Raw genomic sequence first — 25,785 nt, 5'->3', positions numbered from 1 at the left:
TGTTAAAGCTGGATGGTGATTTTACAATGTTTTAAAAAATAAGCGGAGAAATTCCGGCTATATTGGGAAATACCTCTATTTCCTTAAAAATAAGCGGATTTTTTCCGCTTATTTAATCCAAATGAATGAATTTTGTCTAATTTAAAGCAGTTAAACGGAATTTCTCCGCTTATATTCACTTTTTAAGCTTTCTTTTTTATATTAACCGGAATTATTCCGCTTATATTATGCTTCTTCCGCTCTCTGGGCAGAAATCCTCCGTGAATGAATTCTCATACATACACGGACATCAACAGTGAATAATAACAGAGCTAAACGAAAAATAAGATCCTACTGAACGGAGCACTTGCACGAAGAGCAAAGGATTAATTTTGCCGCTAGGTCAGACCTTTAGCTTATAAAAAAACACGGACAAGTCCGTGTTTTCCCCAATTTCTATTGTGCCTCTAAATCCCCATAGAACCATTCCACATTTGCGTCACTCCAAAGAGGCTTTGCAGAGACAGGTGCTTCCATTTGCTCCACAGCAATTAATCTTCGAATCTCATCCTTAACTTCTTTAAAGGCATACTCCTTGCCCTTTATATACTCATGTAGTTGTACAATTGCATAAGTATCTTCAAGCTTGATCGGCTTACTCCATTTACCAGGCTTTATATTCTTAATTGTTTGGATAAATTCTTTTGAATAACGCTCACTATCTTCATTAACATACCCTGCATCTCCACCAAGGCTAGCTGTAAATTCATCGACTGAACGCTCCATTGCTAAAACAGCAAAATTAGAGCCTTGCTCCAATTCCTTAACTGTCTGCTCTGCCTCTTCTTTGGAATTGACAACGATTTTCGAAATATGATAAGAGTCAGGTAAGTTAAATTGACTCTCATTTTGCTCAAAATACTTTTTCAATTCTTCTTCAGAAACCTTAACATCCTTCGTGAGGAGTTCCTCTAGCATTAGGCTGTTTTTTATTTGCTGCTTCCATTTTTCTTCTTCTCCAGATTGATACCCCACGGAAGAACCATACATTGTTTTAATAACCATGAGCTCACGGTCAATTGCTTGATCCGAAATTTTAATCCCATACTTCTTGCCAGCTGTTTCGATAATCTTTTGATCCACTAACTCACTCAGTATCTCTTTGCCATACCTTGCTTCCATTTCATTCAGCCAATCTTGCCGCGTAATTTTTTCCTTCCCTACTTTTGCAACCACTTCATTAAAGCCTGTATTATCTTTAGAAAGGAATAGGGCCACAGTTAGGCAATTTAGTAAAATCAGACCAGCGATTACAATCCAAAGACTCTCTCTTTTTAACCTCTCCTTCTTCAACCTTTCCTCCCCCTACTAGCTGCAGGCATTCTCTTTATTTTGCTTCCTGCTTTATCGCCTCTAACTCTTCTCTCGAATATTGGTACATCTCATTACAGAAATGACATTGAGCCTCTGCTTTGCCATCTTGATCAATCATATCCTTTATTTCATCTTTTCCAAGACTGATGATGGCATCTCCAAATCTCTCCTTCGAACATGTACAAGTAAAGGATACTGGCAATTTCTCAAGGATTTTCACATTTTCTTTTCCTAAAAGTTCCATTAATATCTCTTCTGGCGTTAACCCCTGCTGGATTAACTTTGATATCGGCTCAATCTTTTGTAAGCGATTTTCAATATCAGTAATTGTTTCTTCCTCTGCTCCAGGCATTAGCTGTAAAATAAAGCCGCCTGCCGCTAGAATTGTATTATCTGGATTCACAAGTACACCTAAGCCGACAGAAGATGGCGTCTGCTCTGACGTAACAAAATAATAAGTAAAATCTTCACCTAATTCACCAGATATAATCGGCACTTGACCTGAAAAGTTTTCTCTCATCCCAATGTCTTTAATGACTGATAATGTCCCTGTTGTTCCAACCGCACGGCGGACATCAAGCTTGCCATGTTCATTTAAATCAAAATGAGTTTGTGGATTTGTTACATATCCACGAACCTCTCCCTTTGAATTGCTATCGATAAGAATTGGACCAATCGGGCCTCCACCTTCAATTTTAATCGTAAGTTTTTCTTCGCCCTTTAGCATCGCACCCATCATCACACCTGCAGACATTGCTCTTCCTAAAGCTGCAGAAGCAGTTGGCCATGTATGATGGCGGCGCTCTGCCTCACTAATTGTTTCCGTTGTTCGTACGGCATATGCACGGACTTGTCCATTATAAGCTAATGCCTTAACTAAATAATCATTCATTCTAATACCCCTTCCGATACTCATTTCTAAAAATCACCCTTATTGTAAGCCATCCATATTGCGTTTATATATAAGCTGTAATCCTTTCAAAGTAAGAAACGGATCAACAACATCAATAATCGTTGATTCATCAGCAATTAATTTTGCTAATCCACCTGTTGCAATAACAGTAGGGTTTCCCTTTGACCGATCCTTCATTCTTTTCACAATGCCTTCTACTTGACCTACATACCCAAACAATATCCCTGCCTGCATAGCAGAAACCGTATTTTTTCCGATAATATCATCTGGTCTTACAATTTCAATCCTCGGTAACTTTGCAGCTCGTGAGTATAGTGCTTCTGTCGAAATTCCGATCCCTGGTGCGATTGCACCACCCATGTATTGTTTATGCTCATTTACGTAGCAATAAGTAGTCGCTGTTCCGAAATCAACAATAACTAATGGACTGCCATAATCATGAATGGCTGCAATGGCATTAACAATCCGATCCGCACCTACTTCCCGCGGATTTTCATATTTTATATTTAATCCTGTTTTCATCCCAGGACCAACGATTAGCGGTTTCACGTGAAAGTACTTATGGCACATTCTTTCAAGAGCATTCATAATTGGTGGAACGACTGAAGAAATAATAATCCCATCAATACTAGAAAATTTAAGGTTTACATGATCAAATAATGATTTAATCAGCATTCCATATTCATCTTCTGTTTTACTTCGGTTCGTTTCGATTCTCCAATGATATTGCAGAATATCTCCTTCATATACACCTAAAACCATATTTGTATTCCCTATATCAAAAACAAATAGCAATATTCTCACCACTTTACTTAATAAGTTTGTTTCAGCATAAGATTATTTTTCACTGAAAACATCATAACATAAGTAAGTTATTCACGTGAATTCTTAATAACTTTCGGTAGCAATGGACATGCAAACAGTGAAGCAATCAGAATGCCCTTAAAGCTAAGGCTGTTTTCATCAATTATTCTAGTAATTAAGATACAGTTGGTAAAAGTTGATTTGCACGCTAGGTTGTTCCCTTTCTGCGGGGTCTTAGCTGTCCCACGCAACCCACAGGATATTGAATAGGCTTTTTGAATTCACACCGCACGAAGGAAATGCGAATGCCTTTTCGAGGAGTCTCGCACCTTCTGCTCCAATCAACCGACCTATTTGGTAAACCATTCATTCAAATATTTGATTCAAAAGCAACAATTTTTTAGAAAAGATCCCATTTTCCATGAAAAAAAGCGCTCATTTCTGAGCGCTTTTTCAAAAGGTTATTCTTTACGATCTTCTTCCGGCTCTGTCTTTTCGTCTTCTTTCGAAGGAGTTTCCTCTTCCGATGGAACAGATTGTTCTTCTTTATTGATGTTAATATTCACTTTCACATCATTAGAAGATTCTTCTGTTTTCACAGGACGTTCAGGTAATGTGCCGTGATCGACTAAATGTTTGATTTGTTCTGCATCAAGCGTTTCGATTTCTAGAAGCGTATTTGCAATTAAATCTAGCTTATCACGATTCTCTGTAAGAACCGTTCTTGCCTTTTCATAACAATCTTTGATAATACGCTGGATTTCTAAATCAATTTCATAAGCAATCGCATCCGAATAGTTTTGATCATTATTGAAATCTCTTCCTAGGAATACTTGACCACCTTGTGACTGACCGAACTGCAATGGACCTAATTTATCACTCATTCCAAACTCGGTAACCATTCTTCTAGCAATTCCTGTTGCACGCTGGAAGTCATTATGAGCACCCGTGCTCACTTCACCGAAAACAATTTCCTCAGCTACACGTCCACCTAGTAATCCAACAATTTTGTCAAGAAGCTCAGGCTTCGTCATAAAGAAACGGTCTTCTTTCGGAAGCATAACAGCATATCCGCCCGCTTGCCCACGAGGGACAATCGTTACTTTATGAACCATTTCCGCTTCTTCAAGAACTACACCAATCACTGTATGTCCTGCTTCATGGAAGGCAACAATATTTCTTTCCTTCTTAGAAATCACACGGCTTTTCTTCGCAGGACCAGCAATAACACGATCTGACGCTTCATCTAAATCTGTCATGTCTATCTTCTTCTTATCTCTACGGGCCGCAACAAGAGCTGCCTCATTCAATAAGTTTTCTAAGTCAGCACCCGAGAAACCAGGTGTGCGCTGTGCAATAGCTTTCAAGTTAACGTCTTCATCTAATGGCTTATTGCGTGCATGTACTTTAAGTACTGCTTCACGGCCAATTACATCTGGACGGTCAACCGTAATTTGACGGTCAAAACGACCTGGACGTAACAATGCAGGGTCTAAAATATCCGGACGGTTCGTTGCAGCAATGATAATAATTCCTTCATTAGCTCCAAATCCATCCATTTCAACTAGCAATTGGTTAAGTGTCTGTTCACGCTCATCGTGTCCACCACCAAGTCCAGCTCCACGCTGACGACCAACTGCATCAATTTCATCAATAAAAATAATACATGGTGCGTTTTTCTTCGCATTCTCGAACAAATCACGGACACGAGATGCACCGACACCGACAAACATCTCAACAAAGTCTGAACCACTAATAGAGAAAAATGGCACGCCTGCTTCTCCCGCTGCCGCACGAGCAAGTAATGTTTTCCCTGTACCTGGAGGCCCTACAAGAAGTACTCCCTTCGGAATCCTTGCACCTAACTCTGCAAACTTTCGTGGATCTTTCAAAAACTCAACGACTTCTACGAGTTCTTGCTTTTCTTCATCCGCTCCTGCTACATCTTTAAAACGGACTTTCTTTTTACTTTCATCATAAAGCTTCGCCTTACTTTTACCAAAGTTCATTACACGGCCGCCACCGCCTTGTGCTTGGTTTAGTAAGAAGAAGAATAAGATAAATATAATGATGAAAGGAATAATTGAAGTAAAGAATGTTACCCAGCCACTTGTTTCCTTCGCAGGAACAAATTCAACTTCTGCATCTTGAGTTGCTAAGGCATCAATACGACTAAGGATATTGTCACTATTAATCACATAAGTAATGAAATATTTCCCTTCTTCATAACCTTCAAGCTGACCCTTTACTACATACACGCCTCTTTCAGGCTGCATCGTGATGGATTTAATTTCCCCACTTTCAAGATGGCTGACAAATTTATCATAAGACACCGGTTCAGTTGGTTCATTATTTCCATTAAAAAAACTTACAACACCAATAATCACTAAAAATATCAATAAATAAAAGATGGTATTCCGGAAGATCCGATTCATCCTTTACCTCCTCCCACGGTAAACAAACTATAATGTATGGTATCATAGAAAAACGTGAAGATACAAGAAATTACTCTTGACAAAACTAAGTCTTTTCAATTATAGGACAAGTCATTTTTATAATAGCTCATCTAATAGGATTGACTTAATTATTATTACTATATACTTCTGGCTTAAGCACTCCAATATATGGGAGATTCCGGTACTTTTCTGCATAATCAAGTCCATAGCCGACAACAAAGGCATCAGGTACAATAAATCCTACATAATCTGCATGAATATTTGCTTTACGTCCTGTTGGCTTATCAAGCAATGTAACAATTTTGATGGACTTTGCCTTACGGTAACGGAATAACTCTACTAAGTAGCTTAATGTTAATCCACTATCGATAATATCCTCGATAATTAAAATATCTCTGCCTTCAACAGATGTATCAAGATCTTTAACAATCTTTACCTCTCCTGATGAAACCGTCGATTTTCCATAACTAGAAACATCCATGAAGTCCATTTCAAGATATGTATCCATTCTCTTTAGTAAATCGCCCATAAATGGCATTGCACCTTTTAATACACCGATTGCAAGAGGAAATTTATCTTTGTATTCCTCTGTAAGCTCAACAGCGAGCCCTTTAATTTTTTCTTGAATTTCTTCTTCTGTTATAAGAATTTCTTTCATATCATTTTTCATTATTCATGTGCCCCCTAGAAGATCATTGCCTTATGTACGATAATCGAATAAAACTAGAATCAGAATGCTGCCTTATTGAGTAATGAAATTTCTTCAACCCTGGTACCCATAAAATTTGGCCATTCCCATCAGTAACAATTGGCCAAATATTTCTCTCATGCAAAGGGATCTTCTTATCAATAAATAGATCCTTTACCTTTTTTGTACCTTGCATTCCTTTTAAAGTCATACGGTCTCCATCCTCCCTTGTTCGAATAACAAGTGGCAAGAGGATATCTTCGCTATTTAAAAGAAGGGTATCTGCGTGAGTGCTCCCTTCCTGGAGGTTTGTGAATTCCATCATGATACAACTACCATTGGGCAATTCAATTTTTCCAGGTTTGGACATTTCAAAACGATAGGATTGGACTTGTTGAAGACGAAAAAGAAAATGACATTTCTCGTAAGAACGCACAACATTCAAACCGTTCGGGAAATGAAGTGTTCCGGATGGGTGAGGATTACTCATTAATGCAATCACATTCTCAATATGTATAGCAGATAATGATGTAGGTTTTTCATTATAAAGATAGTTTAATATTAGTTGAATCCCTCTTCTTTGTAAAGGAATTGGCATTGCTTGAAAGTCGTTAATTTTGATAATTATTTCCCCAGGAGCTTTCTTATCCATTACTTTATTCATTTTTGCAATCGTTAATTCCTGCAAAAAGGCCTCATCCGTTTGAATTTCCTCACTAAATCTTTGGAAATGTTCATGAACAAGGGGGTTTTCACTTTTTAAAAAGGGAATAACATTCTTTCTAAATCGATTTCGGCTATAAATTTCCTTATCATTGCTCGGATCTCTTCTTGGATTCAATTCATGCTTTACACAATACGTCTCAATGTCCTTGCGACTTAAAGTTAAAAAAGGGCGTATAATTTGTCCATCATTAAATGGCCGCATCCAAGCAATTCCAGCCCTCGCCTCCCCTGCACTTCCTCTAGTTAGTCGCATAAGAATGGTTTCAATTTGGTCATCTCCATGATGTCCTAGAGCAAGATAGTCTGCCTGATACTTTGCCATCATTTCCTCATAAAACTGATATCTGCACTCTCTTGAAGCAATTTGTGCACTTTTTCCTGACTCTGCAATATAATTTGGAACATTGACTCTAGTCATTTCGAAGGGAATATCTCTTTCTTCACAAAACTTCTGAACAAATATCGCTTCATCAAAGGATTCTTCGCCCCTGAACATATGATCCACATGTACGGCAACTAGTGAAAGTTGATAGAATGGTCTCTTCCTCCATAAATAGTGAAGAAGAGCGAGTGAATCAGGTCCACCTGAAACCCCAACTAAAACTTGTTTATGATTTAATTCTATCCCTTTACGTTGTAAAAATTCGCTAACTTTCGCATCCAGCATATGCTTCAACCTCATTAACTTAAAAAGTAATCTTATCTTTCCCTATGAGCATAGCATAAATAAAACAAGATGAAGCTATTCATTTTTACATTTAAGTTAACTGTCCGTATAAATAAAAAACATAAAGCAGTGTAATTATCGTAAAAATGAAAAGTGTTTCTAAAACCCCGCTGCTTTTCCTTCTTTTTGGTTTGGTTTGTCGAGTTACTGCTGTTTTTTTCGCCCTAATTTGTGATTGGCCCTTTTGTGATAAGGAGGAAGGCGACTTTGCTGAGGTCAGACCTCTTTGCAGGATAGATGACCGCATTTCATTCGCATCGGCAAATTTCCCTGTTAGTGCATGCAATAAAATATCCTCATATTGCATTAACTCTGCTTTTTCCCGAATGGCAAGCCTAAGCTGCTTTAGGTCGCCAGTTGTTTTACTAAATCGCTGCGGATAGCTCATGTTAATTAAAATCATGGCGACAGCAAATAGATCATAGTTTGGATCTGCTTTCCTCGTTCCAAGCCCCCAATATCCACGGTCAAAAAACTCTGTGAACTCCTTAATCGCTCTCCCTTGAATGGTTGTGCCACCAACATCAATGCAGCGTATACGTGAGGGCGGCCCTGTCACTATTAAGTTATCTGGTTTAAGATCACCGAACACCCAGCCATTTTGGTGGAGCCTATGTAAATCACTTAAAAGCTGTAAAATGAGGACCTCAGTCCATGCATGCCCGTTCTTTTTAATAAATGTTAATAAATCAGGACCCTGAATATATTCCATCGCATAGAAGGATATTTGACTCCCTCTCTGAATCCAGTCATCGACATCAAGTAAAGAAGGCCCAAGGGCAGATCCCTGGACCTTTGCAAAAGATTTAAGGACATTTACCTCAGAAGTGATAGACATCCCATTATCACTCATTTTTAATGCAACCTGCTGCTTATTATTCTGAGCTAAATAAACAATGCCGTTTGCACCAAACCCTAATTCTTTCATTATCGTATATTGCTGATGATGCCATTTCCCCTCAATTACCGTGCCAGGACGAATATTAAACTGATTCTTCAAAGAATGATTCATCATCACGAGAAAATAAACTCCTTAGTGAGCGTTTCTTCTTAAAATATGTTAATGCCTCACGAATAGCAGGACCTGTTGGGGTGATACCACCTGTCGTTAATTTACTGAATACACTAGTTAATGAACCTAGATTTGGTGTCCAATCAAGAATTCTCTCTACATCCTTCTTCTTCCCAGGAAATACATATACAGAAAATTGATTATCACCTGAACGTGAATTTAAGCTTAACGATAAATCAAATAATGCTTCTTTCACAGTAGGAAGCTTTTGTTTCATACTTGAACTCGTATCCACTAATATGAGTACTTCAAGTTCCACTGTTTCACCAAGTTCATCGACGACTTCCATCACTTCTCCCCGCTGGTCTGGGGGAAGATCCTCCACTGATTTACTTCCGCCTAGAATTTGTTGGAGCTCGCGGTTTACCACACCTTGTAATGTTTGCGTCATTGCTTTTCTAGTTACCATTTGGACGGTTTGTGATAATTGCTTCGCATAAACAACTTGACTGACGCCCCCACCTGATAGTGCGATGCCTTCAATTTCATTCATGCCCTTTTCATCAATAACATCTTGTTCCATTACACCAATGACGTTTACCGTTACCCCTTGCTCCTTAGCGAGCGCCGCCATCGCAATGGGATCCTCCCCTCGGTTTGAGCAGCCATCCGTTATGAGTAAAATCTGCTTTAACGTTCCTGTTTTCATGATACTCCCCTCCATCTTTGAGTTGTTACCATTTTCGACCTGATGGAAAGGATTTATACATACTCTTTACTACATTTGGTTAAATTAACTAGTTAATCTTTTAGATAGATCCTGAACAGGAATACTAGACCACTTCGGTGTGTTATGTTTAATATTTGCCACAATGACTGTCATATCGTCCTCAATTGAGCCCGCTCTTGAACGAATGACTTCTTCCATAATTAAATCCGCAATTGATTGTGGGTCATCCGTTTTCAGCTCTAATATTTTTCTCTTCATCCATAAATCAAAATTCTCAACATGTCTAGGCCCTTCAAAAATCCCATCGCTCATCATAATTAATAAATCGCCTGCTTTTAGCTGTTCACTAACTACATCTACCTCAAAATCCTGCAAGATGCCCATCGGCAAATTACTCGCTTGAATTTTAATTACTTTATTCCCCCTCTTAATAAAGCTAGGTGTTGAGCCAATTTTCAAAAACTCCGCACTCGCATTTTGAAGATCAATCATCGCTAGATCTAAAGTAGAAAAAATTTCATCGGTTGTTCGTAAAGACAATACGGAATTAACTGATTTAATGGCTACTTTCTCTTCAATTCCTGATTGCAAAATCTGATGCAGCAATTGAAGCGTTTCCTTGCTTTCCACATGCGCTCTCTCCCCATTTCCCATCCCATCACTTATAGCAATGGCATATTTCCCGCATCCTAGTTCCATCGTTGAATAGCTATCCCCTGAAAGAAATCCCCCATCTTTGGCCGCATGGGCAACAGCACTTTCAACAGTAAATGCCTTGGATGATCGAAAAGTAAAATGACAGAAGCCATTTGGATAGGTTGAACATTCCTCAGAAATAACGACTATCGTCTCTCCTAGTATGTCGGATAGCATTGGGGCAATGAGCTTCTCACATTCCCCATGACCATTGCAATATGGAATGGTTATATCAATATCCACATTTCTTTGTTCTAAGCTATAAATTTCAACTTGTTCAATGTGAATCCCGAACTCTTGCAGCGCTTCAAGGATCAGCTCCTCTTGCTTATGGTGATTTTCCCTTTCCCGTTGAATTTCCTTCGCAAAATCTCCCATCACCTCGGATACACCTAATAATTGTTCTGCTACTAGTCTTCTGCTCTCCTGCACTTGTTTTTTCAATTTTTGATTCGCATGATAATAAGTTAGTTCCTGCTGAATTGTATCAGTTACCTTTTTAGCGCGTGTACAATGTTTTTCCCATTCTCTTGAAAGCTTGGTTGATAATTCTCCCTGATTGTAATCCATTTCATTCATAATCTCTTTCATATAATCATATGTTGTATCAAAGTTCCTTGCCCAGCAATGATCTTTCTTGAAACATGTTTGGCAAGTCTTCTCTGTGACATTGCTTAGAAAATAATCTAACTCTCTAGAGTCTTCATCATCCTCCCATTCAGATGGTTCATCATAGGATGAGAAGCTTTTCGAAAGTGCCTGAAAGACAGTAGAAAATTGGGCGACCCTTTGGGCTGTAACATCTCTGACCTTTCGCATATACTGCTGCTGTTCTGCCGCATGTTCAGCTGTACCTGGAATATATTTTGCAAGCTTTGTAAGAAGTGCATTCGGTGTAAGAATGAATAAAAGAATGGCTGCAGCTGTTTCTAATAAGGTTTTTGAAAGTGTGCCGTTCCCTTCTCCATACATCCCAATCAAAAGAGTAGCAATTAACAAACCTGCTGCAACACCGACTTTTCTTCCATCCTTTAGAAGACCGCCAAGCAAACCTGCAAAGGCGAGCAAGCTCATATGATAAAAGCTTGTGACATTCGCAAGACTGAAAATCAAACCTGTCAGCACTCCGACAGTTGATCCCATCGTTGCACCTGCAACGAAAGCAAAAAGAAGGACCAAATATCTCGACATAATATATTCAACAGATAAATCATATAATGACCAGCCAATTGTTCCCGTCATAACAGAGGCTAGCATAATGATTAAACAAACAATTTCTTCTGTCTTTAACGGCTGCCTTCGTTTACTATTTGACAATAACGGAAGGCTTTGAACAAAGATAAGCGTTAAAATAAAGCCTAAGCTCGCTTCTACTCCTGCCATCATCCCATCATATAAAGAAAGCTTAGTCGTTAAAATAACATCCTCTGCTATTTTTCCAGCAAGCAAGGTGAAAAACACGAAAAATGGCAAAGCCTTCATTTCATTCTTCAGCCATTTCTTAGCAATCCGAAAGGCAAATAGAAATAGAAAGATAATCGCAAAGACCGATCCTGCCTTTGTTAGTGAAATCGTTGCAGCACCGGCAATCAATCCGATCAAGGCAATAGGAGCCTTTTCCTTTCTAATAAAGTAAACGGCCGCAAAAAACGGGAGACTAAAAGGGGTGAGCTGAGCTAAAATTAAGGCTCGTCCAAGTAAAAAGCCAAGCAATAAAAGAAGGTAGCCCTTTTTCAGAAAAACAGTTTCCAACAATAGGTGAAATTTATTGATCCCTCTTGAGAGCTCCAATTTAGGTTTTTCTAAATTTACTTCTCCGAGCGGTTCAATTAAATTCCTTTCTACATTTGCCATGTATACTACACTCCCCATTTTTTATAGCCTATTATAAGTTTGAAACGAGAAAAAGTTTGTCAAAATAGTGGACAAGCTTCTTATTTTCGTTCGACTCATTCCTCTGAAATCCCCAAAAAGAAAACAAATTCCTTTAATTACTTTGCTTAAATGACATTCCAGAAGCAGAAGTAACTTCTACTTTGCTATAGAGCAAGGCAATAAAAATCTTATCAATCATTAAAAAAAGGACAAAAAAAGACAAGTCCGATTAAAGACTTGTCTTTGGCTATGGGAATAATAAACGGTAAACCCTGCTATATATAAATATATCAATTCTGCAGCAAGTTAACCTCGTCTAGCGCCTCTTCCCCCACGTTTTGATTCAGTATTGCGTTTTAAAGATGATAAACGATCTTCACTATCCTTTAAGAAACGAGCCATTTTAGATTCAAAGTTTTCTCTTGTAGGACGATTGTCGTTTGATCTACCTTGACGTGGACGTTGAGATTGTGAATGTCCCCTTGACTCTCTTCTGTCGCCTCTTTCAGGACGCTCCGTTCTTTCAGGACGGTCTTTTGCCTTTTTGATGGATAAACCAATCTTTCCATCCTTTTCGACATTAATGACTTTAACCTCAACCTCGTCACCGACTTTAAGGTGCTCATTAATATCCTTTACATAATTGTCTGCGACTTCACTAATGTGTACCAGACCTGTTGAGCCTTCCGGTAACTCCACAAACGCTCCGAAATTTGTAATACCTGTTACTTTACCTTGTAACTTGCTGCCCACTTCGATTGACATAAAAAGAAATTGCCTCCTTGAGTGATATAAAGTCAAACTTACTTTATATTATACAGAATAAGAAAAAAGAGTTCAATACAAGGTCTAATTAGTTACCTATTCCTTTTTCGACTTCTTTTCCTTTTTCTCTGGAATCGTAAAGATTACTTCATCGTTTTCAGAAAGGAAATAATCCTTCCTAGCTAGCTTTGCAATGTACTCATCGTCATTCAATTTAACAATTTCTTCTTCTAGGAAAACTTCCTTTTGTTTTAATTGAGCTAAATCTTGATCCAGCTGTTCCTTTACCATCCTTTTCTCATCTAACGTATTGGCTTGCGAAACGAGTGTTGAGATCATGAAAATAGAAAGAAAGAGTGCCCCAATAAAAAAGACCGTTAATCTTCTATATAGACGCTTTCTTTTACTGCTCCCTTTAATCTCAGCTGCTTCTTGCTGCTTTGCATAGCTCGTTTGGATCGTTGCTACTTTTCTCTTCTGGATGGCACCCACTTCGCACCCCTCCTTACTTTTTATCCTTTTTCCATTTTGATATTCCCTTAAGAATGTAATTCTTTATTTTTTTAGAATATCCTGCCAATCTATTAAAAATCTTTTCGATCATTTTTTTACTATTATTCGGCATTATTTTCCACATAATCCAAAGTACCCATTTAATAGGGAGAAATATAAGCTTCAATATATATAATACTATCTTTTGAAGCATCTTCAACAGTGACAAAAGAACCCTTCCGAAAAAAAATAAAAGCGCAATGAGTGCAACGACAAGACCATTAATGGGTTTGTAGATTAAATAATAAAATAACTTTTGCAAAAAACGCAGAAATCGGATGATCATTGATATTGTTATTTCCAGCAAACGTAAATAAATGTCTTTAAATAAACTTTGATATGCTGCAAATCCACATAAAAGGGCGATGAAAATATAGAATCTGAGTTCACCACGATTAACTAAAAATAAAATATAAAAAATCGCTAACCCTTGAACGATCCAGAAAAGGATATCATTCAAAAAAACGATTAAGCGATTTCGCTCCACTCGCTTTAAAAAACGATTATACGTATCAAGGGAAGCGCCAAATACACTTCCCATGCCAACCATGGCCAGCATGGTTATAAATTGAGTAGTTAATGTCATCGGAAAAGTTTGCTAAAGAACCCTTTAGCTTTATCTCCTTGTTGATCATCAAGATAAACAAGATCAAATATTTTCCCTTTAATCGAGACAACACCCTTATCTACATCCAAATTTTTCATTTGTAAATTCTGCCCTTTAATTGCTAAAAAGCCCATCACTGTGTCTAGCAAAAATTCCTCATTATCAAAGCTCTCCACTTGTTTTACCCCTGTAATATCCAAAAGCCTTCTGCTTCGCATAATGACATCATGTTCCTGGACAGTTGTCTTCGGTGTTGAATTCGTCTCATAATAATTGCTCATTGTACATCCCTCACATTCACATAGTACAAGCTTTTGTTTTGTACATGTTTATGAATGAAAAAGGTGAATTAGAACAAAGAAAAGCGAAAGAGAGATCAGTCTCTTACGCTTCTACATCTATCTTTTCCTCTTTTATAATCGTATACATAGAGGCCGCATCTTCTTTTTTTGTTGTTTCCTGCAAACGATCAATTTTTACTGTAACAAGCTTCTGCCCAAATCGAACAGCAAGCTCATCTCCTACTTTTACAGTTGTGCTTGCTTTTGCCTGCTGTCCATTAACGGATATCCTCCCTTGATCCGAAACTTCCTTTGCTAGTGTTCTTCTCTTAATTAATCTAGATACCTTTAAAAACTTGTCTAGTCTCATTCATCTCACTCCTATAACCCTTTTTCTTTTGCTTCATCCCAAAATTGGTCTAATTGTTCTAAAGCAAAGTCTTCAAATTTTTTCCCGCTCATTTTTACTTTTTTCTCTACATACGAAAAACGACGTCTGAACTTTTGGTTTGTCTGAAATAAAGCCTCTTCCGGATTAATCTGATAAAAGCGCGCAATATTGACAAAGGCAAAAAGAATGTCGCCGAATTCATTCAGCATTTGCTCACTTTTCATCTGTACCTCTTGCTCAAATTCGTTCATCTCTTCTTTTACTTTCTCCCAGGCAGGACCGACTTCCTTCCAATCAAAGCCAACTTTTGCTGCTTGTTTTTGAATTTCTGCAGCTGCCATCAAATTGGGGAGTGATTTTCCTACCTGATCGAGAAGGGATTCATCAGCTAACCCCTTTTCTTCATTTTTAATTTCCTGCCAATTTCTCAAGACATCTTCTTCTGTTTCTGCATTAACCTCTCCAAATACATGTGGGTGTCGACGGACCATCTTCTCGGACAGACCTTGAATGACATCTTCAATCGAGAAATAACCATCATCTTCCCCAATTTGCGCATGAAGGAGTACTTGAAGGAGAACATCCCCAAGCTCTTCAATCATATGATCGATATCTCCTTCATTGATTGCTTCAATTAGCTCATATGCTTCTTCAATTAAATATTTCTTTAATGATTCATGTGTTTGCTTTTTATCCCATGGACAGCCATTAGGTCCGCGGAGCTCAGCAATAATTCTACGTAAATGGGGAAAATTCTTATATAAAATACGGTCATCTGTCACTGGCGGGATATAAACAGAAGTAAGATTATTTAACTCCACTTCCCTGTCCAATTCATGTAATGGAACTTTTTTAATCTGCTCCATCTGGCTTCCCGCTGCCGTAACAATATATGTATCATAATCATAAGGAAGAATTTCCATGAGTGTAAGCTTCACTTCAGAAGCAATAAATGAATCATATACTTGTCCGATAATCAGATGATGCTTTACTTCAATTTCGTCCTTATTTAAGCAAGTGCCATCAAGTAGCTGAAATCCATCGATCGGATCCATTTTCAACGCTTGAAATAATGCATCAAGGAAACTTTGCCCACCAACTATTTCAATTGCTACCTCATTTTCTGCTGCTTGCTCAAGCAATAACTGCACTGTTTGCTCAGCAACGAGCGGATGACCAGGCACCGCATACGTGATCACTTCCCTTGATGCAGCTTCTATTAGAAAATTGCTTATTTCTTCATATACGGCTTGAAATTGCTCGTGTTTCTCATAAATAGCATCAAATGACGTAAAATTGATTCCTTCTTCAGCCAGTTCCTTCACGACTGGATGCTCCTTCGTTCGCAAATAAAGCCTTTCAGCATTTTTCATTGCGCGATAGACACCAAGCGGAAGCTGTTCCAAATCTCCAGCACCAAGCCCGAGAATACGTATCTTTTTCAATTCACCTTCATCTCCTTTTTCTTTTTGGCAGGAATAAGAGCAATTTACTTCCAAATGGCAACATCATAAGCTCTTCCTCCTTAAAGGTTCTTCCTTTTAATACGATCCATAAATAAGTAATACCTCCTATAACAACTGCACTGATTGCTTGAAACCCTGCAAACAAACGACCATACCCGTTATGCGGCAAATGCCCTGTTATGAATAAATAAACCTTTAAAACAATCATCATGACAATTGCTGCCACAATGACAATAAAAATAAACCGGATATTCATAAATCCCTTTTTCAAAAAGACCTTGAGCCTATAAAGTAAGACCATCATTATTACACATAAAGCAATCGCCGAAGCAATCGCCGCACCTAATGTACCAAATGGTGGAATAAGAATAATATTCAGCAAATATTTGAATCCAAACCCTAAAATAACCATCATGGCTGGAAAATAAATAATCCCTAACCCTTGAAGAATGGCCATCGTCGTTATAATAATGGAAGTAAATAAAATCAATAAACTTAACACACCAAGTACATTTGAACCATCGCTATTTTCAAATAGCATTGTGTTTGTCTGCTTCATAATACTCCATAAGCCGACTGTAGCACCTACGCCAATAAATAAGCCAATTTGAAGAGCTAGACGGATTTTGTCATGGATAAGCCCCTGTTTTTCTTTTAATTTTTCACTCGTAATCAATGGAACAAGGGATAAAGACATGGATGTGGCAACAACCATTCCTAATTGAATAAGTGGTTGTCCACGATCATATATCCCTTTCAATTCTTTAGCCTCTTCACTATCTAGACCTGTCGTAACAAGGACCGCATAAAGATTCAATGAATCAGCCAATTGCATAAGAATCAATAGCATGCTGCTAATACAAATAGCGAGCCCTTGAGTAAGAAGGGACTTTACAATCTTTCCGCTGTCTTTGAAATCCCCTAATTGAATCTTTGTAATCGGCCTTTCCTTCCCCATCCAATAATAAAGAAAGAGAATAAGTATAGAGACAATCCCGCCGATTACTGAGCCAAGCACTGCGCCACTTCCTACTATGTATAAATCATATCCCTGATGAATGAGAACAAAAGCGGCAAGGAAAATAAGTAATACCCTAACTAACTGTTCACCCACTTGCGAAACAGCTGTTGGAACCATATTGCCAACCCCTTGAAAATAGCCTCTAAACAGCGCAATAACGGGGATAATTAGAAAAGTGATGGATACCATTCTTAATAATGGAGCCAATTGGGGATCATTCATTTGAACGGCAAGCCATTCCGCTCCTAAATAAAGAAAGGCGAAACAGGAAAGACCAATTGCCATTAGCACCATTGTGCAAATGATAAAAAACGATTGAATGTCTTGCTTCCCCTTCTTCGCAATATGCTCCGTATACATTTTAGAAATAACAACAGGAAAGCCGCTTGTTGCTAATACGAAAGCCACACCATAAAACGGATAGACTTGTTGATAAATATAAAAGCCGACATCCCCAACCATATTTTGAAAAGGCACACGATAAATCGCACTTAATACTTTTATAATCAAGGCGGCTACAGTCAAAATAAGTGTGCCTTTTAAAAAGTCACTCGAACGCTTTTCGGGCCGCATAAGCCCAACTCCTCCCAAAAAAAACACAATTCAGCATAATTCAGCAGTATTATACCATAACACGAAAAAAGGCAGCATTTTGCTGCCTTTTTCAAAACGATTCTTCTGACATGATTGGATAAGCTTATGACTCCATTTGTCTTGCTAAGAAACTTGCCGCCGTTTCCACTGCCTTTTGTTCTACATCGCCTAATGAGCCTTCCTTTGCGTAAATAATAACTGCTCCTATTGGATCGCCATTTGCAATGATAGGTCCTATCGTATAGGCAGCTGTAGCCTCTGAATTCCCATCTACAAGAGCAATTTCACCTTGTTGATTCATAATGACAGAGCTGCGGTCCTCCATTGTTTTCTCAACTAATTCGCTGATGCTTTTATTTAGATAATCTTTTTTGGAGCCTCCAGCAACAGCAATGAACGTATCTCTGTCACAAATGAGTACAGGATTGCCGAGGCTATCATACAATGCTTCAGCATACTCTTTTGCAAAATCACTTAGCTCACTGATGGGTGAGTACTTCTTTAGAATGACTTCTCCATCGCGATCCACAAAAATTTCTAGTGGGTCCCCCTCACGAATACGTAATGTTCTACGTATTTCCTTAGGAATGACCACACGACCTAAATCATCGATTCGACGAACAATACCAGTTGCTTTCATCTAATGTTGCCTCACTTTCATCTGATGATTTTTGAAAAGCGGAAGTGCTTAAACTTCCTTTAGCAATGTTCCACCTTTGGGAGAAAATGAATGCATCGCCATGTTTGAACTTAGTATCTTTCATCTGGAAAGTTATATACACGTTCAACTATTTTTTCTCATGATTATAATGAATACCAAAATTGGATAAACATCCCATCTCTATCTTTTCAAATACCCTCAGTGAGACGAAATAAACCTTTTCTATTTCGATGCTTGGCCTTGTTCTTCCTTTTTTGACTCTTCTAGTCCACGGATCATTTCAAAGGCAATATTCAACCACTCATTTTGTTTGATCCCCTTAATATGGAGAACAATTTTTAGCTTTTTCCCTTCCATGCCTAGCCCAACTGTTCGTCCATATTTACTTGCCTTCTGGAAAATTTGCTGTCCATCAATATTTGCACTCATCTTTTCAGATAAAAGAATCAATACTTCATTTTTGGACTGCTTGATGATCTCAATCCCAATTTGTTCACCAATTACTTTCATTTCTGTCATTTGGAATAAATACGATACTTCATCTGGATATTCACCAAATCGATCAAGCATTTCTTCATTCAATTCTTCGATATCCTCTAATGACATTGCCCCTCTAAATCGCTTATACATTTCAATCTTCAGATGGCCATCAGCAATATACGTATCTGGAATATAGGCATCCACTTCAAGGTCTACTTCTATCCGCTGTTTTTTCTCTTCCTGTCTATTCTCTTTGCGTTCTTCAATCGCTTCTTTAAGCATTTGGGAATATAAATCAAATCCAACTGAATCAATGAAACCATGCTGCTCGGCACCTAATAGATTCCCAGCTCCCCTAATCGTTAAATCACGCATCGCAATTTTAAATCCAGATCCTAACTCTGTAAATTCCTTAATAGCTTGAAGTCGCTTTTCAGCCACTTCTGTGAGAACTTTATCTTTCCGATACGTGAAATAAGCATAGGCAACCCGATTCGAGCGGCCAACCCTTCCTCTTAGCTGATACAGCTGGGAAAGACCCATTTTATCAGCATCATGGACAATTAGAGTATTAACATTCGGAATATCTACACCTGTTTCAATAATCGTCGTACTTACAAGCACATCAAATTCACCCGCAAGGAAACCAAGCATCACAGATTCCAGTTCATTTTCTGTCATTTGCCCATGTGCATACGTAACTCTTGCATCTGGAACAAGCATCGAAATTTCCTCTGCCTTCCTCTCAATATCTTCTACTCGATTGTAGAGGAAATACACCTGTCCATCCCTAGCCAATTCCCGTTCAATTGCTTCACGAACCATGACACCGTTATATTCCATCACATATGTTTGAATTGGAAAGCGATTTTCTGGTGGTGTCTCAATAACCGATAAATCTCGTACTCCTAACATAGACATGTGAAGAGTTCTTGGAATTGGTGTCGCAGTCAGGGTTAATACATCCACATTAGTTTTTAGTTGTTTAATCTTTTCCTTATGTGTGACACCAAAGCGCTGCTCCTCATCCACGATTAATAATCCTAAATCACGATAAATGATATCCTTCGATAGCAGTCGGTGGGTACCTACTACTACATCCATTGTTCCAGCCTTTAATGCTTTAATCGTTTCCGTTTGCTGCTTTCTTGAACGGAATCGGCTTAATAGGCCAATTTCAATCGGGAAATCCTGAAAACGCTCTCTTAATGTTTCATAATGCTGCTGTGCAAGAATGGTCGTCGGAACAAGGATGGCAACCTGCTTGCCATCTGAAATTGCCTTAAAGGCTGCTCTTATCGCAACTTCTGTTTTCCCATATCCAACATCTCCACAAAGCAAACGGTCCATCGGCCGCTCCCTTTCCATATCCCGTTTAATCTCATGAATGGAACGGAGCTGATCTTCTGTCTCCTGATAAACAAAGGCAGCTTCGAATTCTCTCTGCATTTCACCATCAGGGCTAAACGCATACCCTTTGGCCGCTTCTCTCTCTGCATAAAGTTTAATCAGATCATCCGCTATATCCTGAACAGAGGATTCAACCTTTTTCTTTACCCGCTTCCAGTCGTTTCCGCCTAATTTATAAATCTTTGGTTCCTTTGATTCGGAGCCAACATATTTTTGAACAAGATCAATTTGGTCAACTGGGACATAGAGCTTATCACTGCCTTGGTAGCGAATATTGAGATAATCCTTATGCACCCCATTGATTTCTAGTGTTTCAATTCCTAAGTATTTTCCTACTCCATGGTTAACATGAACGACATAATCTCCTATTTTGAGCTCAGAATAATTCTTAATTCGTTCAGCATTTGATAGCTTTTGACGACGAGGTTTCTTTTTAGTTCGTTTATTAAATAGCTCTTCTTCAGTAATTACAACTAATTTCTGGGCTACGAGCTCAAATCCCGTATGCAGATTCCCATCAACAATTTGAATTTTTCCTCTATGCGGAGACTGTTTTTCATCTATTAAAGTAGCCTCTATTTCATAGTCTTCTAACACGCGTTGGAGCTTCTTTACACGTTCTTCTCCTGCCCCTAGAAAAACAACCGTATAATTTCCCTTTCGAAAGCGATCCAATTCCGCTTTCAGTACATTCATTTGACCATGGAAATTCTGCATTTGCTTGCATGTCACATTAATAATATTTTCTGGATTTGTATTTGGAACATGTCTTAAGAATAAGGACATATAAATAACGGACTGCCTTTTTTTACTCAAAAATTCCCGTAAATCATGGGATATTTTCACATCATGGATCATTTGTCCTTCACTTAATAGACTCGTATACCATTCTGCTTCTTCTTTTTCCAATGAATCATTCATTTCTTGAACGCGGCTAATTTCATCAATAAAAACTAATCCATTATCCGGAAGATAGTCTACTAAACTATTTCCTTCCTCATAGATAAAAGATAAATATTTGAATAATTGATCTGGTTTGCTGCCTGTTTTTAACTTTTCTAGCTCAAATCCAATATTTTGTGCAAGCAAAGTCTTCGTTTTTTCACTTTTTATTTTTTTTAAGCTCGCTGCCAAGCCCTGTTCAAGCTTTCGAATTAATTTGTCGAAATCCTCTGCTTGTAGCGGAAACTCTGTTGCAGGTCCGATCGTTACTTCAGATAATTTTTCCTTTGATCGCTGATCTTCCAATGAAAAAGAACGGACGGACTCTATCTCTGTATCAAATAACTCGATTCGAATAGGGTCTGTTTCCGTTAATGGATAGATATCAACAATTCCGCCTCTAACACTAAATTCACCTGGGGATGAGACCATCGACACACGTGTATAGCCCATTTGAATAAATTGGATAAATTGTTCTTCAAGTAGCTCTCCACCCACCTTCAAAGTCAATTGACATCGTTGCCAAAGCTCTGCAGGAGGAAGAACTTTTCGTAAACCAGCCATCGGTGCAATCAAGATGCCTTCTGCACTTTTGCTCCAATGGTTTAATACTTCAATTCTCTGTGCCTTTAATTCAGGACTAGCAACGCTAATCTCTGCAGCAATTAGCTCATTGGCTGGGTACAAAAAGACTTTCTTTTCCCCCGCCAAATTTACAATATCATCATATAGCTTCTGTGCTTGAAGGAGATTATGTGTAATAACAAGCATCGGCTTTTGTGTCTCTTCATAAACTGAAGCTAAAAATAATGTTCGTGCAGAACCCGATAAGCCAGATATTAGCTGTTCCTTCAGTCCCTCTTTAATGCCAGACAAGACCGACCTTACATCCTCTTCCTGACTTATCATCTGTTTAAGCCCTATCATGGCTACCCTCCTAATCGAAAAGCGTAAGCGCCTTGGTCATCGCCGTACAAACTGGAAGGACTCTTCCTTTCGATAAAGGAAACACGGTAAGCGTAAGCGAACCGATGTTGACTTATCGTAGGGAGGAGTACTGAAGTTTGGTAGGCGATAGGCGCTGAAGCTAGACAGTTATCTAATGCATATTTACTACACTATTATATTTCTTAAAAAGCTCAAGCGGCTTGGTCAGCCCCGACAAGCATAAGGCAAGCTGGCTAGAAGGTTGGTCTTTAACCTTCTGGACAGATTGACTTATGACCTCGAGGGGCTAGCCGCTGGAGCTAGACTGTTATCTAATTGCATATTTACTACACTTTATATTTCTGAAAAGCGTAAGCGCCTTAGCCATCCCCGTACAAACCGGAAGGACTCCCCCTCTAGATAAAGGAGACACGGTAAGCGAAAGCGATACCGTGCTTGACGCAATCGCTGCGGAGGAGTACTGAAGTTTGGCCGGCGATATCCGCTGGAGCTAGACTGTTATCTAATGCATATTTACAACACTTTATATTTCTTAAAAAGCGCAAGCGGCTTGATCAGCCCCGACAAGCTTCTCATAACTAGCGCCACCTTTATAATTAGGCTCTGTTATAACTAGGTGTTGATTTTACTGTGATTGGAAAATAGGCGGAGAAAATCCGGTTAAATTGGGAAATACCTGTATTTCCCTAAAAATAAGGGGAGTTTTTCCGCTTATTTGATCAAAATCGATGGATTTTGTCTAATTTAGAGTAGTTAAGCGGAGTTTCTCCGCTTATTTCTGCTTCTTTAGCAAGCTTTTTATGTAATAGGCGGAAATTCTCCGCCTATTACTACTTATACATGCATGAAAATCAACAGTAAATAATAACATGGCCTATAATCAAAAACAGAAAAACGCTTTGGATGGTCGTCCAAAGCCTGTTACTGAATTAGAAAATCATGTTGGTGAAAGTCAGGATTACGCTCCAGCAACTCCTGACAATCCTCACAAATTGCTTTCACCCTAAGATCTCCAGACTGATCATATGCAATCATTTCCTGTCGCTCTGTATGATTTAAAAGATGAAATCCTAAATTTTCCGTATTTATTGCTGTATCTTCAAGCGTCCCTATGTTCACACCACAATGACGGCAATGATAATGGATAGCCATGCCTGTCCCTCCCAGTATTACGGTTCATTGCCATTATTATGAACGAATTACACCGAACTTATTCATCAGAAGAACAGAGACATCAACTATAGCGACTCTTTAAAAATATATAAAAAATTATTGATTATATTCATTCATAATTTGCAAAAATGGTTTCGAAATCCAATCCTCACATGCATTTGCACATTTTTCGATCACTTCACCCATCGCTTCCTGTTCTTCCTTCGTGAATCGGCCTAATACATAATCAGGTACCTTCATGCCACTTGGAGGCCGATCAATCCCGACTCTTATTCTGTTAAACTCTTGTGTAGCTAAATGAGCAATAGTAGACTTTATTCCATTATGCCCACCTGCACTTCCTTTTTGCCGTAATCGAATTTTTCCGACAGGCAAATCTAGATCATCGTAAATAACGACAAGCTCTTCATCCTCTATCTGAAAGTAATCCATTATAGCAGCAATCGATTCGCCTGATAAATTCATATATGTAAGTGGCTTTAATAAAAATACTTTTTCTCTGTTTACTTGACCGACTCCGTATACTCCTTGAAACTTTGCTTGATTCAGAGGAATGTTTAATCGCTCAGCTAATCGGTCCACTACTTCAAATCCAATATTATGTCTAGTTTTTTCATATTGTTTTCCTGGATTACCAAGACCAACAACTAGTTTCATCTTCTCACCTCAATTTAAGAAAAGCATGGCACCTATAAGAAAAAAGGGGTGGACCAATGTTACTATCAGCCTAGCCCCTTTTTCCATTTACAAGGCATTTGCCTCTTTACACTTATTCTTCACTTGATTCCGTCTCTCGGCCTTCCTCGTTTTCAGGCGTTCCAGCCTCTTGCTCTTCCCCACTATTGATTTCCTCTTCTTGTTTAGGAGGAAGAATGGAAGCGATGACTTCTTCAGTGCCTTCATTTATTGTATACCCTTGATTTGATTGGATATCAGCAACTGTGATCGTTTCATTTACTTGAAGATTAGTTACATCAATATCAATCGACTGAGGAATTTGATCTGGAGTAGCAGTGATTGAAAGCTCATGCATGGATTGCTGCATCACACCGCCATCCTTCACACCAGCTGCATCGCCAATTAAATTAACACGTACACTTGCCGTAATATCCTTCGTCATATCTACAGCAAGCAGGTCCACATGTAAAACCTCATTTTTGATCGGGTCTGCTTGATAATCACTTAAAACGACATTATGCTTATTTCCACCAAGTTCTAATGAGATAACACCATTCCTACCTACTTTTCGGATAACCTTTGTGAAGTCAGCCTCGCTAAAATAGATGGATTTATTCTCTACCTTTGCTCCATAGACCACAGCGGGGATATTTCCACCCCTACGTAAACTGGTTAAAGCAGATCCTCGGAATTCTGTTCTTTCCTGTGCTTGTAATATAGCTGTCATCAATAGATCCCCTTTCTCATTTTAAATCTAGGACACTCTTTATAAAAAATGCCCTAAAACAGGGGAATCTAAACGTATGAAATAATGCAATTACAGGCTTGCTTTTTACGGCAAGCCTGCTTTATATATTAAAGCTATTAATCGAATAATGTACTTACTGACTGCTCCTCGTGTACACGAATGATTGCTTCGCCAATAAGTGGTGCAACAGATAGCTCAACAATTTTATCTGTTTTCTTTTCTTCTGGTAGCGCAATTGAATTTGTTACAACAAGTTCTTTAATATTTGAATTCTGAATTCGTTCAATTGCAGGACCAGATAGAACTGGATGCGTACAGCAAGCATATACTTCAGCTGCGCCATTTTCTACTAGTGCATTGGCAGCAAGTGTAATCGTACCAGCTGTATCAATGATATCATCGATTAAAATTGCCACTTTCCCATCAATATTACCGACGATATTCATTACTTCAGCAACATTTGGCTTTGGACGACGCTTATCAATAATCGCAATTGGTGCCTTAAGTCGCTCTGCCATTTTACGCGCACGCGTTACACCGCCATGGTCAGGAGAAACGATAACAACATCACCTTCAACTGCTTTGTTCTTAAAGTATTCAGATAGAATCGGCACACCCATTAAGTGATCAATTGGAATATCAAAGAATCCTTGAATTTGAGGTGCATGCAAATCAAGCGTAATTACACGAGTCGCTCCAGCTGTCTCAAGAAGATTTGCTGCTAATTTAGCAGTAATTGGCTCACGTGCTCTTGCCTTACGGTCTTGACGTGCATAACCATAATAAGGCATAACAATATTAATCGTTTTTGCAGATGCACGCTTTAAAGCATCAATCATAATTAATAGTTCCATTAAATGTTCATTCACTGGGGAACTTGTTGATTGAATAACGTAAACATCACACCCACGAATACTCTCTTCAATATTAATTTGAATCTCGCCATCACTAAAACGCTGAACAGAGCATTTTCCTAATTCTACACCAATTACACTTGCAATTTCTTTTGCTAAATCACGGTTTGAATTCAGACTGAAAACCTTTAAATTAGGATCTAGATATTGATTAGACATGTTGAGCCTCCATTA

The 25,785-nt window shown here is 38.5% G+C and carries 22 protein-coding genes; all 22 read right to left on the bottom strand.

All coding sequences use genetic code 11. The features are described 5' to 3' along the window. Positions 1 to 435 precede the first annotated feature (435 nt). The 22 genes from J2Z40_RS15555 to J2Z40_RS15450 all read right to left on the bottom strand — a co-directional run bounded on the left by J2Z40_RS15555 (position 436) and on the right by J2Z40_RS15450 (position 25,770). On the bottom strand, positions 436 to 1,332 hold the full coding sequence (locus J2Z40_RS15555) for a peptidyl-prolyl cis-trans isomerase (protein WP_066399039.1): 897 nt from the start codon (positions 1,330 to 1,332) through the stop codon (positions 436 to 438). Positions 1,333 to 1,366: 34 nt separating this feature from the next. Next, on the bottom strand, positions 1,367 to 2,245 hold the full coding sequence (hslO, locus tag J2Z40_RS15550) for an Hsp33 family molecular chaperone HslO (RefSeq protein WP_066399037.1): 879 nt from the start codon (positions 2,243 to 2,245) through the stop codon (positions 1,367 to 1,369). 39 nt (positions 2,246 to 2,284) lie between these two features. Continuing rightward, positions 2,285 to 3,061, bottom strand: a complete 777-nt coding sequence (locus tag J2Z40_RS15545; RefSeq protein WP_162840507.1) for a type III pantothenate kinase — start codon at positions 3,059 to 3,061, stop codon at positions 2,285 to 2,287. Between the two features lie 470 nt (positions 3,062 to 3,531). Further along, positions 3,532 to 5,505 (bottom strand): ATP-dependent zinc metalloprotease FtsH, encoded by a 1,974-nt coding sequence (gene ftsH, locus J2Z40_RS15540; RefSeq protein WP_066399035.1) that lies wholly within the window; start codon positions 5,503 to 5,505, stop codon positions 3,532 to 3,534. Positions 5,506 to 5,650: 145 nt separating this feature from the next. Beyond that, positions 5,651 to 6,196 carry a hypoxanthine phosphoribosyltransferase gene (gene hpt / locus J2Z40_RS15535; RefSeq protein ID WP_180316788.1) on the bottom strand — a complete coding sequence of 182 codons (546 nt, stop codon included), beginning with the start codon at positions 6,194 to 6,196 and terminating at the stop codon, positions 5,651 to 5,653. 22 nt (positions 6,197 to 6,218) lie between these two features. Next, a complete protein-coding gene (gene tilS / locus J2Z40_RS15530) occupies positions 6,219 to 7,607 on the bottom strand; it encodes a tRNA lysidine(34) synthetase TilS (protein WP_066399026.1) in 1,389 nt (462 codons plus the stop codon). Positions 7,608 to 7,698: 91 nt separating this feature from the next. Further along, the gene (locus J2Z40_RS15525) at positions 7,699 to 8,682 is read right to left on the bottom strand and encodes a protein kinase domain-containing protein (RefSeq protein ID WP_066399023.1); all 984 of its coding nucleotides are present in this window, start codon (positions 8,680 to 8,682) and stop codon (positions 7,699 to 7,701) included. After that, positions 8,651 to 9,403 carry a VWA domain-containing protein gene (locus J2Z40_RS15520; protein ID WP_083953989.1) on the bottom strand — a complete coding sequence of 251 codons (753 nt, stop codon included), beginning with the start codon at positions 9,401 to 9,403 and terminating at the stop codon, positions 8,651 to 8,653. Before J2Z40_RS15520 ends, J2Z40_RS15525 begins: the two co-directional genes overlap by 32 nt. A gap of 69 nt (positions 9,404 to 9,472) precedes the next feature. Further along, positions 9,473 to 11,959 (bottom strand): stage II sporulation protein E, encoded by a 2,487-nt coding sequence (gene spoIIE, locus J2Z40_RS15515; RefSeq protein ID WP_066399019.1) that lies wholly within the window; start codon positions 11,957 to 11,959, stop codon positions 9,473 to 9,475. 327 nt (positions 11,960 to 12,286) lie between these two features. Then, the gene (locus J2Z40_RS15510; RefSeq protein ID WP_066399017.1) at positions 12,287 to 12,745 is read right to left on the bottom strand and encodes a S1 domain-containing RNA-binding protein; all 459 of its coding nucleotides are present in this window, start codon (positions 12,743 to 12,745) and stop codon (positions 12,287 to 12,289) included. Positions 12,746 to 12,841: 96 nt separating this feature from the next. Then, positions 12,842 to 13,237, bottom strand: coding sequence for an FtsB family cell division protein (locus J2Z40_RS15505; protein WP_066399014.1), 396 nt, complete (start codon positions 13,235 to 13,237; stop codon positions 12,842 to 12,844). 13 nt (positions 13,238 to 13,250) lie between these two features. After that, a complete protein-coding gene (gene yabQ / locus J2Z40_RS15500) occupies positions 13,251 to 13,883 on the bottom strand; it encodes a spore cortex biosynthesis protein YabQ (protein WP_066399012.1) in 633 nt (210 codons plus the stop codon). Then, complete coding sequence (gene yabP, locus J2Z40_RS15495) at positions 13,880 to 14,185, bottom strand: sporulation protein YabP (RefSeq protein ID WP_066399010.1); 306 nt, start codon at positions 14,183 to 14,185, stop codon at positions 13,880 to 13,882. The genes yabQ and yabP overlap by 4 nt, the downstream gene beginning before the upstream one ends. Positions 14,186 to 14,288: 103 nt before the next feature. Beyond that, on the bottom strand, positions 14,289 to 14,555 hold the full coding sequence (locus tag J2Z40_RS15490; RefSeq protein WP_066399007.1) for an RNA-binding S4 domain-containing protein: 267 nt from the start codon (positions 14,553 to 14,555) through the stop codon (positions 14,289 to 14,291). 11 nt (positions 14,556 to 14,566) lie between these two features. Continuing rightward, positions 14,567 to 16,021 carry a bifunctional methyltransferase/pyrophosphohydrolase YabN gene (yabN, locus tag J2Z40_RS15485; protein ID WP_066399657.1) on the bottom strand — a complete coding sequence of 485 codons (1,455 nt, stop codon included), beginning with the start codon at positions 16,019 to 16,021 and terminating at the stop codon, positions 14,567 to 14,569. 7 nt (positions 16,022 to 16,028) lie between these two features. Beyond that, on the bottom strand, positions 16,029 to 17,636 hold the full coding sequence (locus J2Z40_RS15480) for a putative polysaccharide biosynthesis protein (protein WP_066399002.1): 1,608 nt from the start codon (positions 17,634 to 17,636) through the stop codon (positions 16,029 to 16,031). A gap of 124 nt (positions 17,637 to 17,760) precedes the next feature. Then, a complete protein-coding gene (gene spoVT / locus J2Z40_RS15475; RefSeq protein ID WP_066399000.1) occupies positions 17,761 to 18,297 on the bottom strand; it encodes a stage V sporulation protein T in 537 nt (178 codons plus the stop codon). 243 nt (positions 18,298 to 18,540) lie between these two features. Continuing rightward, complete coding sequence (mfd, locus tag J2Z40_RS15470) at positions 18,541 to 22,077, bottom strand: transcription-repair coupling factor (RefSeq protein WP_066398996.1); 3,537 nt, start codon at positions 22,075 to 22,077, stop codon at positions 18,541 to 18,543. A 942-nt stretch (positions 22,078 to 23,019) separates the two neighbouring features. Beyond that, positions 23,020 to 23,250, bottom strand: coding sequence for an anti-sigma-F factor Fin (gene fin, locus J2Z40_RS15465; protein WP_066398993.1), 231 nt, complete (start codon positions 23,248 to 23,250; stop codon positions 23,020 to 23,022). Positions 23,251 to 23,367: 117 nt separating this feature from the next. Next, the gene (pth, locus tag J2Z40_RS15460) at positions 23,368 to 23,928 is read right to left on the bottom strand and encodes an aminoacyl-tRNA hydrolase (RefSeq protein WP_066398990.1); all 561 of its coding nucleotides are present in this window, start codon (positions 23,926 to 23,928) and stop codon (positions 23,368 to 23,370) included. Between the two features lie 112 nt (positions 23,929 to 24,040). Beyond that, positions 24,041 to 24,676, bottom strand: a complete 636-nt coding sequence (locus tag J2Z40_RS15455; RefSeq protein WP_066398987.1) for a 50S ribosomal protein L25/general stress protein Ctc — start codon at positions 24,674 to 24,676, stop codon at positions 24,041 to 24,043. Positions 24,677 to 24,813: 137 nt separating this feature from the next. Further along, the gene (locus J2Z40_RS15450; protein WP_066398984.1) at positions 24,814 to 25,770 is read right to left on the bottom strand and encodes a ribose-phosphate diphosphokinase; all 957 of its coding nucleotides are present in this window, start codon (positions 25,768 to 25,770) and stop codon (positions 24,814 to 24,816) included. Positions 25,771 to 25,785 lie beyond the last annotated feature (15 nt).

The sequence above is a fragment of the Cytobacillus eiseniae genome (assembly GCF_017874625.1).
Classification (GTDB): domain Bacteria; phylum Bacillota; class Bacilli; order Bacillales; family Cytobacillaceae; genus Cytobacillus; species Cytobacillus eiseniae.
Note: the sequence above shows the minus strand (reverse complement) of the source record. Positions and strands in the feature narration are given on the sequence as shown.